At 63.9% G+C, this 14,871-nt stretch carries 12 protein-coding genes and 2 tRNA genes; 6 read left to right on the top strand and 8 right to left on the bottom strand.

Annotation, left to right across the window (positions count from 1 at the left end; genetic code table 11):
* The first annotated feature begins 38 nt into the window (after positions 1-38).
* The 4 genes from MRBLMU1_RS32730 (at position 39) to ahpF (ending at position 3,250) form a co-directional block, all read left to right on the top strand.
* The gene (locus MRBLMU1_RS32730; protein WP_422653182.1) at positions 39-383 is read left to right on the top strand and encodes a hypothetical protein; all 345 of its coding nucleotides are present in this window, start codon (positions 39-41) and stop codon (positions 381-383) included.
* Positions 384-396: 13 nt separating this feature from the next.
* On the top strand, positions 397-708 hold the full coding sequence (locus MRBLMU1_RS24415) for an immunity protein TriTu family protein (protein WP_363507068.1): 312 nt from the start codon (positions 397-399) through the stop codon (positions 706-708).
* 271 nt (positions 709-979) lie between these two features.
* Positions 980-1,543 (top strand): alkyl hydroperoxide reductase subunit C, encoded by a 564-nt coding sequence (gene ahpC, locus MRBLMU1_RS24410; RefSeq protein ID WP_315401473.1) that lies wholly within the window; start codon positions 980-982, stop codon positions 1,541-1,543.
* 111 nt (positions 1,544-1,654) lie between these two features.
* Positions 1,655-3,250, top strand: coding sequence for an alkyl hydroperoxide reductase subunit F (ahpF, locus tag MRBLMU1_RS24405; protein ID WP_363507065.1), 1,596 nt, complete (start codon positions 1,655-1,657; stop codon positions 3,248-3,250).
* Between the two features lie 160 nt (positions 3,251-3,410).
* Here ahpF and MRBLMU1_RS24400 read toward each other — a convergent pair whose 3' ends face one another.
* From MRBLMU1_RS24400 to MRBLMU1_RS24385, 4 genes are all read right to left on the bottom strand, one after another.
* Positions 3,411-4,694 carry a PepSY-associated TM helix domain-containing protein gene (locus MRBLMU1_RS24400; protein ID WP_363507608.1) on the bottom strand — a complete coding sequence of 428 codons (1,284 nt, stop codon included), beginning with the start codon at positions 4,692-4,694 and terminating at the stop codon, positions 3,411-3,413.
* Positions 4,695-4,775: 81 nt separating this feature from the next.
* Positions 4,776-6,977 carry a ferric-rhodotorulic acid/ferric-coprogen receptor FhuE gene (fhuE, locus tag MRBLMU1_RS24395; RefSeq protein ID WP_363507062.1) on the bottom strand — a complete coding sequence of 734 codons (2,202 nt, stop codon included), beginning with the start codon at positions 6,975-6,977 and terminating at the stop codon, positions 4,776-4,778.
* A gap of 256 nt (positions 6,978-7,233) precedes the next feature.
* Positions 7,234-8,361, bottom strand: a complete 1,128-nt coding sequence (locus MRBLMU1_RS24390; RefSeq protein ID WP_363507059.1) for an AI-2E family transporter — start codon at positions 8,359-8,361, stop codon at positions 7,234-7,236.
* Positions 8,358-8,837, bottom strand: coding sequence for a cyclic nucleotide-binding domain-containing protein (locus tag MRBLMU1_RS24385; protein WP_363507056.1), 480 nt, complete (start codon positions 8,835-8,837; stop codon positions 8,358-8,360). The genes MRBLMU1_RS24390 and MRBLMU1_RS24385 overlap by 4 nt, the downstream gene beginning before the upstream one ends.
* 269 nt (positions 8,838-9,106) lie before the next feature.
* On the opposite strand from MRBLMU1_RS24385, the gene MRBLMU1_RS24380 reads away from it, so the two are divergent.
* Both MRBLMU1_RS24380 and MRBLMU1_RS24375 read left to right on the top strand, forming a co-directional pair.
* Positions 9,107-11,500 (top strand): TonB-dependent receptor plug domain-containing protein, encoded by a 2,394-nt coding sequence (locus MRBLMU1_RS24380; protein ID WP_363507053.1) that lies wholly within the window; start codon positions 9,107-9,109, stop codon positions 11,498-11,500.
* Positions 11,497-12,792, top strand: a complete 1,296-nt coding sequence (locus MRBLMU1_RS24375) for an aminotransferase class V-fold PLP-dependent enzyme (RefSeq protein ID WP_363507050.1) — start codon at positions 11,497-11,499, stop codon at positions 12,790-12,792. Before MRBLMU1_RS24380 ends, MRBLMU1_RS24375 begins: the two co-directional genes overlap by 4 nt.
* A 12-nt stretch (positions 12,793-12,804) precedes the next feature.
* Here MRBLMU1_RS24375 and MRBLMU1_RS24370 read toward each other — a convergent pair whose 3' ends face one another.
* The 4 genes from MRBLMU1_RS24370 to MRBLMU1_RS24355 form a co-directional block, all read right to left on the bottom strand.
* On the bottom strand, positions 12,805-13,422 hold the full coding sequence (locus tag MRBLMU1_RS24370; protein WP_363507047.1) for an ABC transporter ATP-binding protein: 618 nt from the start codon (positions 13,420-13,422) through the stop codon (positions 12,805-12,807).
* Positions 13,413-14,516: a hypothetical protein gene (locus tag MRBLMU1_RS24365; RefSeq protein ID WP_363507043.1), complete on the bottom strand. Its 1,104-nt coding sequence runs from the start codon at positions 14,514-14,516 to the stop codon at positions 13,413-13,415. The genes MRBLMU1_RS24370 and MRBLMU1_RS24365 overlap by 10 nt, the downstream gene beginning before the upstream one ends.
* 76 nt (positions 14,517-14,592) lie before the next feature.
* Positions 14,593-14,669 (bottom strand) — tRNA-Asp (locus MRBLMU1_RS24360).
* 22 nt (positions 14,670-14,691) lie between these two features.
* A tRNA-Val gene (locus MRBLMU1_RS24355) sits at positions 14,692-14,767 on the bottom strand.
* Positions 14,768-14,871: the final 104 nt, after the last annotated feature.

Raw genomic sequence — 14,871 nt, 5'->3', positions numbered from 1 at the left:
GTTCATCGAAGCTCATTTCGATAGCACTTCACCTGAAGATGAAAACCGGGACTACAATTAAGCTCATAACCGTCGGCCGTTGGATGTCGGCGTTTGAATATGATGCCATGCTGAATTCGGGAATCGTGCAGGAAAGCTATAGCGGCGCGACACACGTACTGCTTCCACCGGACTTATATTCTTTTGCGCGTCAGGCGCGAACCGGGGACGTGTACGTCGAGTTCGAGGTGCCAGAGGATAGTCTGAAGGTTACCGGTTCCGGCTGGGCGAAGATCATAGGCCCGCAGTCGCTTGAAGGTCGGGTTGCCGCTCGCAACGGTCGGCCGCTTCCGAAAATGCCACCTGCCATTAATCTCCGGCACTTGGCCAGCAAAACGCTTTAACGGAGGTACTCAAATGTTGAATACTTTTCACTATTGGGCACAGGAAGCCATCCCCGGCCTACCCGCCGGAGTTGAGGCTTATTTCACACCGGGCACAGCGTCAGAAAACACCGCCGCCAGAATCGATTTCGACGCGCCAGTACGCATGGGGCGTATTACTTGCTGGGACAGCGGTAATTTCTACGCTGAGATTCTGGATACGGAGTCTGGGCAGAACCTGTTGGACCGCCATGGAAAAGTCGACTCCGTTGCCGATCTCGGCTCGCTCTTGGGGTCATTTCTTGAAACGCTGAAACCATCACACGGCCAGACTGTCGTGATATAGGACGGCCCAATCTCGCTATTTCCACCGGTCCAGGCTTTTGCACGGCCGATTCACTTCGTTCGGCCTTCCCTCTGTTCATCTCCTGCAGGGCTTGCCATGCCGAAAAGTAAGGCGCGCACGGCGCCTCGCCGGAACGGCGATAATAGCTATCCCATATGCATGCGTCATAGTTAAAACAAATTGAAACTATTGGAACAATCAATTTTGCATATGGACTAAAAAGCCGTACACTGGCGTCTCAATGATTCACAACCCCAACGAGGAAACCACAATGTCTCTGATCAATACCCAAGTAAAACCATTCAAGGCAACCGCATACGCTAACGGTAAGTTCATCGACGTGAGCGACGAATCCCTGAAGGGCAAGTGGTCCGTTCTGATGTTCTACCCAGCCGACTTCACCTTCGTCTGCCCAACCGAACTGGAAGACCTGGCCGATCACCAGCCTGAATTCGCCAAGCTGGGCGTGGAAGTCTACGGCGTGTCGACCGACACCCACTTCGCGCACAAAGCATGGCACGACACCTCGGACGCGATCAAAAAAGTGAACTACCCGCTGATCGGCGACCCAACCGGCACCCTGTCGCGCAACTTCGAAGTCATGATCGAAGAAGAAGGCCTGGCACTGCGCGGTACCTTCGTCATCAATCCAGAAGGCCAGATCAAAGTGATGGAAGTGCACGACAACGGCATCGGCCGCGACGCGTCGGAACTGCTGCGCAAAGTCAAAGCCGCCCTGTACGTCGCTTCGCACCCAGGCGAAGTCTGCCCAGCCAAATGGACCGAAGGCGCAGCGACCCTGACCCCATCGCTGGACCTGGTCGGCAAGATCTAAGTTGTAAAGCTGAGCGCTTGAAGCACGCAGCACACAAGTAGTTACCGCGATGCCGGACCGGGCGTCCGGCCCGGCATACGCCTAAATATTTGTAAAAAAGGAATAAAAATCATGTTGGATGCAAATCTCAAAGCCCAGTTGAAAACCTACCTGGAAAAAGTGGTGCAACCGATTGAGATCGTCGCATCGCTGGATGACAGCGCCAAGGCCCGCGAGATGGAAGAATTGCTCCAGGAAATCGTCCTGTTGAGTGACAAGATCACCTTGGTCAAGCGCACCGACGACGCCGAACGCAAGCCGTCGTTCAGCATCAACCGCCCCGGCACCGATATCGGCGTGCGTTTCGCCGGCATCCCGATGGGCCACGAATTCACCTCGCTGGTGCTGGCGCTGCTGCAAGTGGGCGGCCACACCATCAAGTTCGACGACGCCGTCATCGAACAGATCCGCAACCTCGACGGCGATTACGCCTTCGAAACCTTCATCTCGCTGACTTGCCACAATTGCCCGGAAGTGGTGCAGGCGCTCAACGCGATGTCGGTGATTAATCCACGCATCAAGGTCACCACCATCGACGGCGGCGTGTTCCCGAAAGAAGTCGAAGAACGCCAGATCATGGCGGTACCGATGATGTTCCTGAACGGCGAGCATTTCGCCCAGGGCCGCACCAACGTCGAGGAGATCTTGGCGAAGCTGGACACCAACGCCGGCGCCCGCCAGGCGGCTGAACTGAGCAAGAAGGACGTGTTCGACGTGCTGATCGTCGGCGGCGGTCCCGCCGGCGCGGCGGCTGCCGTCTACGCCGCCCGCAAAGGCATCAAGACCGGCGTGCTGGCCGAGCGTTTCGGCGGCCAGGTGCTCGACACGCTGGCGATCGAGAACTTCATCTCGGTCAAGGAAACCGACGGTCCGAAATTCGCCGTGGCGCTGGAGCAGCACGTCAAGGAATACGAAGTCGACATCATGAACACCCAGCGCGCCGCCAAGCTGGTGCCGGGCAAGCTGATCGAAGTGCAGACCGCCAGCGGCGCGACCTTGAAGGCCAAGTCGGTGATCCTGGCGACGGGTGCCCGCTGGCGCGAGATCAACGTGCCGGGCGAGAAGGAATACCGCAACCACGGTGTCGCCTACTGCCCGCACTGCGACGGTCCGCTGTTCAAGGGCAAGCGCGTGGCGGTCATCGGCGGCGGCAACTCCGGCGTCGAGGCGGCGATCGACCTGGCCGGCCTGGTGAAGCATGTGACCTTGATCGAATTCGGCGCCGAGCTGCGCGCCGACGCGGTCCTGCAACGCAAGCTGCGCAGCCTGGCCAACGTCACCGTGATCACCTCGGCGCAGACCACCGAGATCCACGGCGACGGCAAGATCGTCAACGGCCTGAGCTACAACGACCGCGTATCGGGCGAAGCGAAGAAGGTCGAGCTGGAAGGCGTGTTCGTGCAGATCGGCCTGGTGCCGAACACCGAGTGGCTCAAGGGCACCGTGGCATTGTCGCGCCACGGCGAGATCGAAGTCGACGCCCGTGGCCAGACCTCGATTCCGGGTGTGTTCGCGGCTGGCGACGTCACCACGGTGCCGTACAAGCAGATCATCATCGCCACCGGCGAAGGCGCGAAGGCGGCGTTGTCGGCCTTCGATCACCTGATCCGTTCGGACGACGAGGAAGTGGTCGAGGAATCCGCCGAGAAGCACGCGATGACCGCGTAAGCAACCGCGGCCTCAAATGAAAACCGGGAGCAGGCTCCCGGTTTTTTTTCGCGCGTACCGCGTGGACAAACCCGCACCGCCAGGCGGGGTCGTACCCCATGCGGGGTACGACCCCTAAGCGGAACGGCTAGCGTTCAGGCAAAGGCATGCGGGGTGGGGTTTACTCGGCAACCAGGACGCCGCGCTGGCGTTTTTGTGCCACCGTCACGCGCGAGGCGCGCTTGCGCCACCAGATGATCACGCCGGTTACGCTGAGCATGGCGACGACCACGCCCATGAACGAGATCAGGATGCGCCCAGGCAGGCCGAGGATGCGGCCCGAATGCAGCGGGAATTGCGCCTGCACGAAAATGTCGGCGGCCGTGCCTTTCCATGGCTGTCGGTCGCCCAGCAGGCGGCCATCCGCGCCGTCGTAGTACAGCGCGGCCGTGCCGACGCCGCCGGTGCCGTGGTCGTTGCCAGGGGTGAAGAAGCTGACGCCGTAGATGCCGAACTCCTGCGAATAGAACACGCTGCCGGCCGGCTCGGCCCACTTGCGGTTGATCGCTTCGTTGCTGGCGCGCTCGATCACCTCGGCGTAGCCCAGCCGCGGCTCGATCGGATGGTGCTTGTCGGCCATCGGGCGGGTGTCGAACGGCGTCGGCGTGACCTGCGAGAACGTCTTCATCACCGGCGCGAACACTTCGTTGTACAGGTTGAGCGAGAACGCGGTGAAGGCCAGGATGAACAGCAGCGCCCAGGTCCACAGGCTGAAGGCGCGGTGCAGGTCGAAGTTGAGCTTGTTGCTGCCGCCGTTCCAGCGCACCTTCCAGGCCGGCTGCCAGCGCTGCCACCACGATTTGCCGGCCGGTACCGGCTTGTCGCCGGCGATGTCGTCGCTGGCGACGGCGCGCGCCGCGCTGCCGTTACGCCGGCGCACCGGCAACGTCAGGTAGAAGCCGACGAAGCAGTCCAAGGTCCAGATGATGGCGATGCCGCCCAGCAGCCAGATGCCCCAGCGGTCGATGCCCCACATTTCGGGAATGTGCAAGGTGTAATGCAGACGGTACAGGAAGGAGACGAAGGTTTCCTTGGTGATCGGCCAGACCGCACCCCATTCGCGTTTGCCCAGTTCGGCGCCGCTGACGGGATCGACAAAGACCTGGTTGAAGCCCGGCTCGGCCAGTTTCTTCGTGGCGGGATCGACCCGGGGGCTGATGCCGAGCGCGATCGATTCGCCCTTTTCCGCGTGCAGCGGAATGTAGGACACGCGCACGTCAGGGTAGCGCGCCTCGACCTGCCGCGCCAACGCCAGCGACGCTTGCGCCGGGCCCTGCGTGTGGGCTTCCATCAAATGCGGATTGAGCACGTCGTCGAGCTCGTGGTCCCATGAAATGATGGCGCCGGTGACGCCGCTGATAAACAAAAAGCCAGCCATGAGCAGGCCGGCGTAGCGATGAACCAAAGTCCAGAAGGCGCGCAATTTAACCTCCAACAATTAGAGAGCAAAAAAGGACCGCGCCAGCGTGGGCGCGGTCCGTGTCGATCAGAAGCGGTAGCGCAAGGTCACCGAAGCCGTGCGCGGCGCGGCGTAGGTGATGGCGCCGTACGCGGCGAACATGCCGAAGTGTTTCTTGTCGAGTGCGTTGTTGAGGTTGAATTGCGCCGACAGCTGCTTGGTGATGTCATAGCGCGCCATCAGGTTGACCAGACTGAACGAATCCTGCTCGATCAAGCCGTTGGTGCTGGCCGGCGCCGACGGGTCGACCGTGTAGGTGCGGCCTTCCCAGTTGACGCCGCCGCCGACCGTCAAGCCGCTCAGTTGGCCCGGCAGTTTGTAGGTGGTGTACACGCGGAACAACTTGCGCGGATAGATGCTGTTGACGGCGGCGCCGGTGGCCTCCTCCGCCTTGAATTGCGTGTAGCCGACGGTGGCGTTCCAGCCGCGCGCCAGTTCGCCCGACGCTTCCAGCTCGAAGCCGGTGCTGGTGGCGCCTTCGGCGCCGCGGTAGTAGGCCTCCGGAGCGCTTTGTCCCGGTCGGGTTACCGTGTCGACTTCCTGCGCCAGGTTGTCCTGTTTGATGCGGAACACGGCCAGCGAGGTGTTCAGGCGGCCGCCGAAGTGCTCGCCCTTGATGCCGGCTTCGTAGCTCTTGCCCACGATCGGATCGAGCGTGCCGCCGTCGAAGTTCTTCTCGCTTTGCGGCTGGAAGATGTCGGTGTAGCTGGCGTAGGCCGAATAGGTGTCGTTGAGGTCGTAGACCAGGCCGGCATACGGCGTCACTTCCTTGTCGTACTTCATCGTGTACGGTGCGGCGTAGCTGAGCGTGACGTCCTTCTGGTAGTTGGTCACGCGCGCGCCGAGGATCAGCTTGAGCGGATCGGCCAGCGAGAAGCGCGCCACGCCGTACAAGCCCTCCTGCTTGGTGACGCCGCCCTCGTAGAAGGTTTCCGGACCCCAGCTCGGGTTCGGGTAGGCCGCCGCGTTCCAGTTGTTGAAGTTGCCCACGTCCGACGGCTGCGTACCGAAATCGGCGGCGCGGCTGTTGGCGTTGAACTTCTGCTTCGAGTGCATGTAGCCGAAGGCCGCCTCGTGCTTGCGCCCGCCCAGCTCGAACGGGCCGCTGGCGTGCAGGCCGGCATCGTCCTGCTTGGTGTGGGTGACGTAGGAGCCGGCGAAGGCGAACATGCCGAGGCCGGTCACGCGGTCGGGCACGCCCGACAGGTACAGCAGGTGGGAGTCGCTCCTGCGGTCGCCGTGGCTGTAGGTGGCGCGCACCTTCCAGCCGTTGTCGAAGGTGTGTTCGAGGTTGGCGAAGCCGTTGTTGTAGGAGGTCTGCCAGTCGGCCCAGTCGGCGGCCGACGTCTTCGACACCGGCCAGTTAGTGCGGGTGCCGTCGGTGTACCAGAACGGCAGGCCGCCCCACATCGGCCCCTTCGGATCGGTCTCCTGGCGGCTGAAGCCGGCCGACAGCAAGGTGCGCGGCGTCAGGTCGGCCTCGACGGTGGCGTAGACGGTCTTCTTCTTGTCGCTGGCGTAATCGATCCAGCTGTCCCCCTCCTGGTACTCGCCGACCACGCGCGCGCGCACGTTGCCGGCCTGGGTCAGCGGGGTCGACACGTCGACCAGCGCGCGGCGCTCGCTGAAGCGACCGAAGCCGATTTCGGCCGAGCCGGTCAGCTCCTTGCTGGTGGCGCGCTTACGCACCAAGTTGATCGCGGCCGACGGGTTGCCGGCGCCGGTCATCAGGCCGGTGGCGCCGCGCACCACCTCCACGCGGTCGTAGATGGCCAGGCTGCCGGCCACTTCGCCCGAGCTCCACGGCTGCTCCCAGGTGGTCGGGATGCCGTCGATTTGCAGGTTGGTGATGTCGAAGCCGCGCGCGGTGAAGCCGGCGCGGTTGGTTTCGTATTGGTTGACCGAGACGCCGGTGACGTTGTTGATGACGTCGGTGATCGACACCAGCCCCTGGTCCTCGATGCGCTGCTGGGTGACCACGGAGATCGACTGCGGCGTATCGCGCAGCGACATGCTCAGTGGCAAGGCGGTGCGGGCGCGGCCGGTGGTGTACGAGCCGGTGCCTTCAGTGGTGTCGCCCATCTTATCGGCGGTGACTTCGACCTGCGGCAGCACGGCGGTATTCTGGTCCGCGATCTGTGCCTGGGCGATGAAAGGCATCGCCAGTCCCACGCAGAGGGCGAGTTGGTTCAGTTTGAGACGCTGGTGGGCGCGGGCGTGCGTATTCATTGATTCCTGTTGTCAGTTTTTGCGAAACGTGGGGTGGCGGAAAGGATTGTAATTACCGGTATTCCGCGTGGAAACAGGAATGATAACGATTCTCATTCAAAAGTCAATGGAAATCAGCGGTCGCGGGACATGGCAGGCGCCGATTGGCGCCTACGGCGGGGGTCAAGTCTGTCATTCGGACACGTCCTGATCAGTAACCATCTGGTACCACGGCTGTGATCGTGTCCGAATGACAGACTTGACCCCCAGCGGGGTTTTACGTGACGAGGTCGATGCTGGCTTGCTTGTCGCGCAGGTGGATGGCGTTGCGGTGGCGCGCGCGCAGGCGCGCATCGGTGACCAGGCGGCCCAGCGTTTCGCCGACGACCATGACCACGCCGAGCAGCGGCAGCACGAGCATCAGCCCGGCCACGCCGGCCACGTAGCCGCCGATGAAGATCATCAGCACCGTGATCAGCGGGTGGATGTGCAGGCTGCGCCCCAAGGTCAGCGGCATGAAGACGAAGTCGTCCAGCAAGCGCACCAGGATGAATACGCCGATGGCCAGGTAGGCCACCGAGGGATCGCCGGGCGCGTCGGTCGAGGCGACCATCACCACCAGCACGCAGCCGAGGATGGAGCCGACATACGGCACCCACGCCAGCACCGCCGCGATCAGCCCCAGCACCAGCGGCGAGGAGACGCCGATCGCCCACAGGCCCAGCGCCAGCACCGCCGTGTCGAGCAGGGTCAGCTTGACCAGGCCCTGGAAGTAGCGGTGCGCGGTCTGGTCGACTTCGTGCAACAGGCACAGCGTCTTTTCGAAGAAGGCGTTCGGCACCGCGCGCGCCAGGAATTTTTTGAAGCGCAGGCCGTCGCGCAGGAAGAAGAAGGTCAAAAACGGCGCCAGCAGCAGCGACGGCAGCCACGCCGCCACCGAGACCAGGATCTCGGTCAGGTGCTTTTGCACGAAGGTGCCGGTGAAGGAGTTGACCCGGCTGTTGACGGTGCGCGCCAGCTTGACCTGCTTGAGGATGGGGAACTCGCGCTCCAGCGACAGCATGGTATGGCGCACGAATTCCAGCCCGCCATTGATGTATCTCCCCAGCATGTCCTGCCACGGATCCGAGGAACCGGAGTCCCATTGCATGGCGATGACGATGATGATTAGCAATACCAGCAGGAACGCCGAACCGACCGTCAAGATGGCGGCGTTCACGCTCACGCCCGCGCGGATCAGGCGCTGCATCGGCGGTTGCATGATGTAGTACAGCACGATGCCGAACAGGAAGGGGATGGCCAGGAACAGCATCTGCTGCAACAGGAACAGCAGCGCGCAGGTGGCGGCAATGATGCCGCTCCAGACCACCGGTCCGGCCCGTTGTTGGGTAGGCATGAAGGTCATAGCGCCTCGAAGTGCGGCGTGGTGCCCATCCATTCGCGCAGGCGGGTGCCGATATGGCGCGCCAAGGCCAGCGCGATCTTGTAGCCGATGACGGCGTCGGTTTCCATCAGTCCCATGAAGTCGGCGCGGAAGAACACGGCCAGCTCGCAGTTTTCCAGCGCGCGCGTCTGGGCGTTGCGCGGCGAGTCGTCCAGCAGCGCCATGTCGCCGAAGAAGGAGCCGGCCGACAGTTCGGCCACCACTTCGCGTCCGGCGCCAACCTCGCGGCTGACCAGCACCCGGCCCGACATCACCACGTACAGCGCCTGGCCCTCCTCGCCCTCGTCGAAGATGATTTCGTCGGCGAGGTAGCGGCGCTCATGCATCAGGCCGTCGACGATTTTCAGTTCGAGCGGTGTCAGCGAGGCGAACAGCGCCGAATCCTTCAGCCGCAACAAGCGCGGCGATAACGTGGGGGACCTGAAAAAGCCGAACATCGAGAAAAACTCCAAAGAGGGTAACAACTGCAATCGCGCGTTATCGCTGCGCATTAGCAGACATTGTCGCCTGTTTTGCCCCGTTAGATCCTTCCGTTGTGGAAATTTTTGCAAATTAAACACATCTCGTAAGTTTCAGGCATGAATCTGGTCATGCCCCTGACACACTGGTTTTGTAAGCTCATGCCCGCCCGCTTCGACGAAGTTAATCTCACTTGAATGAAATTAATAGAAGTTGACGTTATTTTTTTCTTAACCAGATTGAGCCAATGAATATCAAACGCAGCCAAATCGCCATCGCCGCCGCACTGTGCGCCTACAACGCATTCACCGGCGCCCACGCCCAAAGTGCGGGGGCCGTCTCGGCCGACGCCGCCGCCGGGGCGCAGCAATCGGTGATCGTGACCGGTACCCGCAGTAGCAACCGCACGCAGTTCGACACCCTGGCCCCGGTCGATGTGTTCACCCGCGAGGAAATCGGCGCCGTCGAATCATCCGACCTGAACGATGTGCTGGCGCAACTGGTGCCGTCGTATGTGGTGCAGCGTTTGCCGATGGCGGACGGCCAGGTGTTCGTGCGCCCGGCCACCCTGCGCGGGCTGTCGCCCGACCAGACGCTGGTGCTGGTCAACGGCCGCCGCTTCCATCGCAGCGCCCTGCTCGGCGCGCGCGGCGCCCAGGCGCCCGATCTGGCGCAGATTCCGACCAGCGCGATCAAGCGCATCGAGGTGCTGCGCGACGGCGCCTCCGCCCAGTACGGCTCGGACGCGATCGCCGGCGTCATCAACATCATCCTCGACGACACGGTCGGCGCCGAGCTGACCGCGCGCCATGCGCAATATAGCGAGGGCGACGGCAAGTCCAACGAACTCAACGCCAAATACGGCTTCACCTTCGGCGACGACGGCCGCGTGCTGCTGTTCGCCGAGGCGGCGAAGTCGGACCCGACCTCGCGCACCCGCCAGCGTCCGGACGCGATCGCCTTCCAGGCCGCGCATCCGACCCTGGCCGTGCCCAATCCGGTGCAGCGCTGGGGCCAGCCGGAGCTCGAGAGCCAGCGCGCCGGCTTCAACGCCACTCTGGGCCTGGCCGGCGACACCGTGCTGTATGGCCACGGCCTGTACGGCCACAGCGAAGGCACGTCCGATTTCAACTGGCGCAATCCCGACACCAGCACCAGCGTCTACAAGACCGGCGCCATCTTCCCTGGCTGGGATGTGCGCAGCATTTATCCGCTCGGCTTCAGCCCGCAGTACACCAACGAGCAGGATGATCTGCAAGTGCTGGCCGGCGTGCGCGGCCGCCTCGGCGAGGCCTTGGCGTGGGATGTCAGCGCCTCGTATGGCTCCAACGCCATCGACTACGGCCTGCACAATTCGATCAACGCCTCGCTCGGACCGAACAGCCCGACGTCGTTCTACCTCGGCCGCCTGACGCAGCAGGAAAAGCTGGTCAACGCCAACTTCAATTACGAGTGGCGCTTGCCGGCGCTGGCGCAGCCGGTCAACGTCGCCTTCGGCGCCGAGTACCGCAACGAAACCTACAAGGTCAGGGCCGGCGACCCCGCGTCGTACGCGGTGGGGCCGGGCGCGTCCGCCGGACTGGACGCCAACTCCAACGGCGCGCCGGGTTTCAGCGACCGCCAGGCCGGCCGCTGGGGGCAGGACAGCTACGCCGCCTACCTCGACGTCGAGGCGCCGCTGAGCACGATGATCACGGTCGGCGCGGCGTTGCGCTACGAGGACTTTTCCGAATTCGGCGACACGCTCAACGGCAAGCTGTCGGCGCGCCTGGCGCTGTCGCCGGACTTCGCGCTGCGCGGCTCGTATTCGACCGGCTTCCGCGCGCCGACGCCGGGCCAGCTCAACACCAACAGCACCAGCCAGGGGCTCGACACCAAGACCTTGCTGGTGTTTACCACCGGCCGCCTGTCGAACAGCGACCCGTTGGCCGTCGCGCTGGGCGCCAAGCCGCTGCAGCCGGAAAAGTCGAAGAACCTGTCGCTGGGCTTCACCTGGAAGACGGCGCTGGGCCTGTCCGGTTCGGTGGACCTGTACGACATCAAGTTGCGCGATCGTTTCAGCACGTCGGCCTCGTTCGCCGTGCCGGCCGGCGTCGCCAATCCGCTGCGCTACACCTCGGTCAGCTACTTCACCAACGACTTCGACACCACCACGCGCGGCGTCGATGTGGTCGGCAACTACCTGAGCCGCGTCGGCGACGGCAAGCTCAATTTCACCGCCGCGTTCAACTACAACAGCACCAAGGTCGACAGCGGCCGCTCCAGCGTCGCCACCAACGCCAGCCAGCGCACCGTGTTCGAGGAGCGGCTGCCGCGCCAGAAGGCGACCGTCAGCGCCACCTACGACCTCGGCGCCTGGAGCGCCCTGGCGCGCGTGCGCCACTACGGTGCCTGGACCGATAGCACCGGCAACGCCACCGGCGACATCTTCCAGCGCTTCGGCGCGATGCGCTTCCTCGATCTGGCGGCCAGCTACAAGATCGCGAAGAACCATTCGCTGCGTATCGGCGTCGACAATGTCCTCGACAAGTATCCGGACGAGGCGGTGTTCCAGGCCAGCCGTGGCCTGATCTACTCGCGCAACGCGCCGTACGACACCGATGGCCGCAACCTCTACATCGACTACACGGTGAAGTTTTGAGCCAGCCTGATTTGAGCCGGCGCGCTTTGCTGCGCGCCGGGGCGATATTGTCCATGGCGCCGGCCGGCGCGCTGGCGTCCAACCCTTCGCCGCAATTTCCGGTGCGGCCGCTGTTGGGGCCGGAGTCGCTGGCGGCCGACGCCGACTATTGGCAATCGGTGGCGGACCTGTACGACATCACCGATGAAGTAGCCATGCTCGACAACGGCTACTGGGGTTCGATGGCGCTGCCGGTGGCCGAGGCGTACGAGCGCCACACGCTTGAGGTCAATCGCGGTAACGCCTACTACGGCCGCGTGCAGTTTCCGGCCGAGTACGAGGTGGCGCGCACCCGCGCCGCCCAGGCGCTGGGCGTCGAGCGCGACGAGATCGTCTTCACGCGTGGCGCCACCGAGGCGCTGCTGGCGCTGATCGGCGGCTACAACAAACTGCGTCCCGGCGACGTGGTGCTGTGCGCCGACGTCGACTACGACAACATGATCAAGGCCGTGCACTGGCTCAAGGAGCGGCGCGGCGTGGAGGTGGTGTCCATCGCCATGCCGGAGCCGGCCACCCACCAGTCGCTGATCGATTGTTACGCGCAGGCGATGGACCGCCATCCGGGACTGCGCATGATGCTGCTCACCCACGTCAACCACCGCAACGGCATGGTGTTGCCGGTGGCCGAGATCGGCCGCATGGCGCGCGAGCGCGGCATCGACGCCATCGTCGACACGGCGCACGGCTTCGGCCAGCTCGACATGCGCATCCCGGACTTGCAGGCGGATTTCGTCGGCATCAATCTGCACAAGTGGATAGGCGCGCCGGTCGGCGTCGGCGCCGTCTACATCCGGCGCGGTCGTGTGGCCGATATCGACCCGTACATGGGCGAGGCGGATGGCGACGATATCCGCACGCGCGTGCACACCGGTACCGTCAACTTTGCCGCGTATCTGGCCTTGCCGGTGGCGCTGGATCTGCATCAGCGCATAGGTGTCGCCAACAAGCAGGCCAGGCTGCATCGGCTGCGCAACCGCTGGGTCGAGGCGGCGCGCGGGATGGGCGGTTTGGAGGTGTTGGCGTCGGCCGATCCGCGCCTGACGAGCGCGATTTCGTCGTTTCGTTTGAAAGGGCGCGTCTCGGTGGCCGATAATCTCGCCTTGTCCCGGCGTCTGTTGCGGGAGCATCGCGTATTCACCGTCATGCGCGACGGCCTCGCCTCCGGCGCCTGCGTGCGCGTGACGCCGTCGATCTTCACCTCCGAGGCGCAGATCGACCGCCTGGTCGCGGCGCTGGGGCAGGTGGCCGCTTAATCGCTATAAGCGCTACAACTGGACGGTCTGCGCCAGCGGCAGCGCGGGATCGAGGTGGCTGGTCAGCACGATGCACTGGCGCGCCAGCCGCTCCGGCGCAGCAAGCTGCGCGCGCAGGTAAGCGACGGCGTCGACATCGAGGCCGTTGAACGGCTCGTCGATCAGCAGCAGGCGCACCGGCAGCGCCAGCGCCAACGCCAGCTGCATCTTCTTGTGCTGGCCCAGCGACACCGTCGTCACCGGCTGGTCCAGTGTCGGCAGCAGGTGGAAGGCGTTCAGCTCGGCATTGAGCAGCGCGGCGTCGGTGGCGGGGTACAGCGACAGGTGCAGGTCGAGTATCTCGCGCACGGTTAGCCACGGCAGCTGCGGCGTGTCGCCGCCGCAGTAGTGGCATTGCAAGCGGTACGCCAGCGGCTGCGCGTGGATCTCGATGCCGTCGAGGCGGATGGTGCCGCCGTGCGGCGTCAGCGCGCCGCCGGCCAGCTTCAGCAGGGTGGTCTTGCCGGCGCCGTTTTCACCGCGCAGCCAGGTGATGCCCGTGCCCAAGCGTAGCGAGAACCGGCGGAACAGCGGATGGCTGGCGAATTCAAAGTTCAGCTGGTCGATGTGCAGCACGGGATTCAATTCCATAGTTCACTTCCAATCGCGGTCAAGATGAGGATGGCGCCGATCACCAGCGCGGTGCGGCCGCGCGCGCTCAGGCCGCGCAGCGCGACAACGGCGATCTGCGCGATGACGGCAAAGCACAGCCAGACGACGGCGACGGTGGTGCTGTAGCCGGCGGCCGCGCGTCCCAAGGTTAGCGCGGCGAACCACGCCAGCACGCACAGGCCTGGCAGTAGCGTCAGCGCCATCGCGGCGCGGAACAGGCGCTCGGCATCGATGGGCCAGGCGGCGGCGACGGGACGCAGGCGTGCGATCTGCTCTGCCACGGCCTTGTCTCCGCGATCGGTCAGCAGCATCAAGGTCAGCGCGGTACAGGCGCCCCACAGCGCGGGAGGCACCAGCGGCGGATGCCACATCCAGACCGTGACACCGAGCGCGGCGCCCAGCAACAGCAAGGTCTGCTGGATGCCGACGACATCGTCCGCGCGCCAGAACGGCAGCCAGAATAGTTGACGCCATTGGTATAGCGGCTTCGGGACGCGCGACGCCCCCGGTGCGTAGCTGGTCGGCGCTGGCCGGGCGCGGCCGGGCTTTCGCTTCGCCGGCACGCGCACGCGTTGGGCGAGGACGAGTGTCGACAGCAGCCATGCCAGCAGCAGCGACAGCGCCGTCAGCGCCAGCGCCATCGGCGCGACAGGCCGCAGCCAGTCAGGCCACTGATAAAACCAGATCGCGGTGGAGACCACAAAGGCGACGGCCACCGGCCCGACGATGATGCCGGCGACCATCGCATCGGCGCTCCATCGCAATCGTGGGCTGATCGGCAAGGTGCGGCTCCACAGCGTGACCTCGGCCGGATGCAGATACTTGCGCATGAGCCAGACCGGCGCGGTGGCCACCAGCACTTGCGCGGCCAGCAGCGCGAGCGTCTGCGGCCACGGAAGCGTGGCGGCGAACAAACCCGGCAAGGCGATGCAGGCGAGCAGTCCGATCACCACCGGCGCGAAGCCGAGCAGAATGATTTCCAGTGAGCTGGACAGGCTGGGGATGATGCGCAGCAGCGCTTGCCGCGTCATGCGGGCGCGGAAGCGCAGATAGGGATGGAGGTTGGATGTCATCGCGCACAAGCATACGCAATATTTCTGAAGCTGAAATGAATAAGGGCCCGATCAAGATCGGGCCCTTAAGGAATGTTGGCGGAGTGGACGGGACTCGAACCCGCGACCCCCGGCGTGACAGGCCGGTATTCTAACCAACTGAACTACCACTCCTAATTCGTTTTATCGTTTTCTCTGGTGGGTGCTGAGAGGGTCGAACTCCCGACCTACGCCTTGTAAGGGCGCCGCTCTACCAACTGAGCTAAGCACCCAGAAAACTTATCAGCGTTGTTTCATTTAACTGCTACAACTGCTGAACGAGGCCGTATTCTACAAGCTGGTTTATCGGTTCCGCAAGGGGTTTTGTAAATAATTT

Origin of the sequence: Burkholderia sp. LMU1-1-1.1 (assembly GCF_040675865.1) — a bacterium.
Classification (GTDB): domain Bacteria; phylum Pseudomonadota; class Gammaproteobacteria; order Burkholderiales; family Burkholderiaceae_D; genus Rugamonas.
This window is presented reverse-complemented; position numbering and strand designations above follow the sequence as displayed.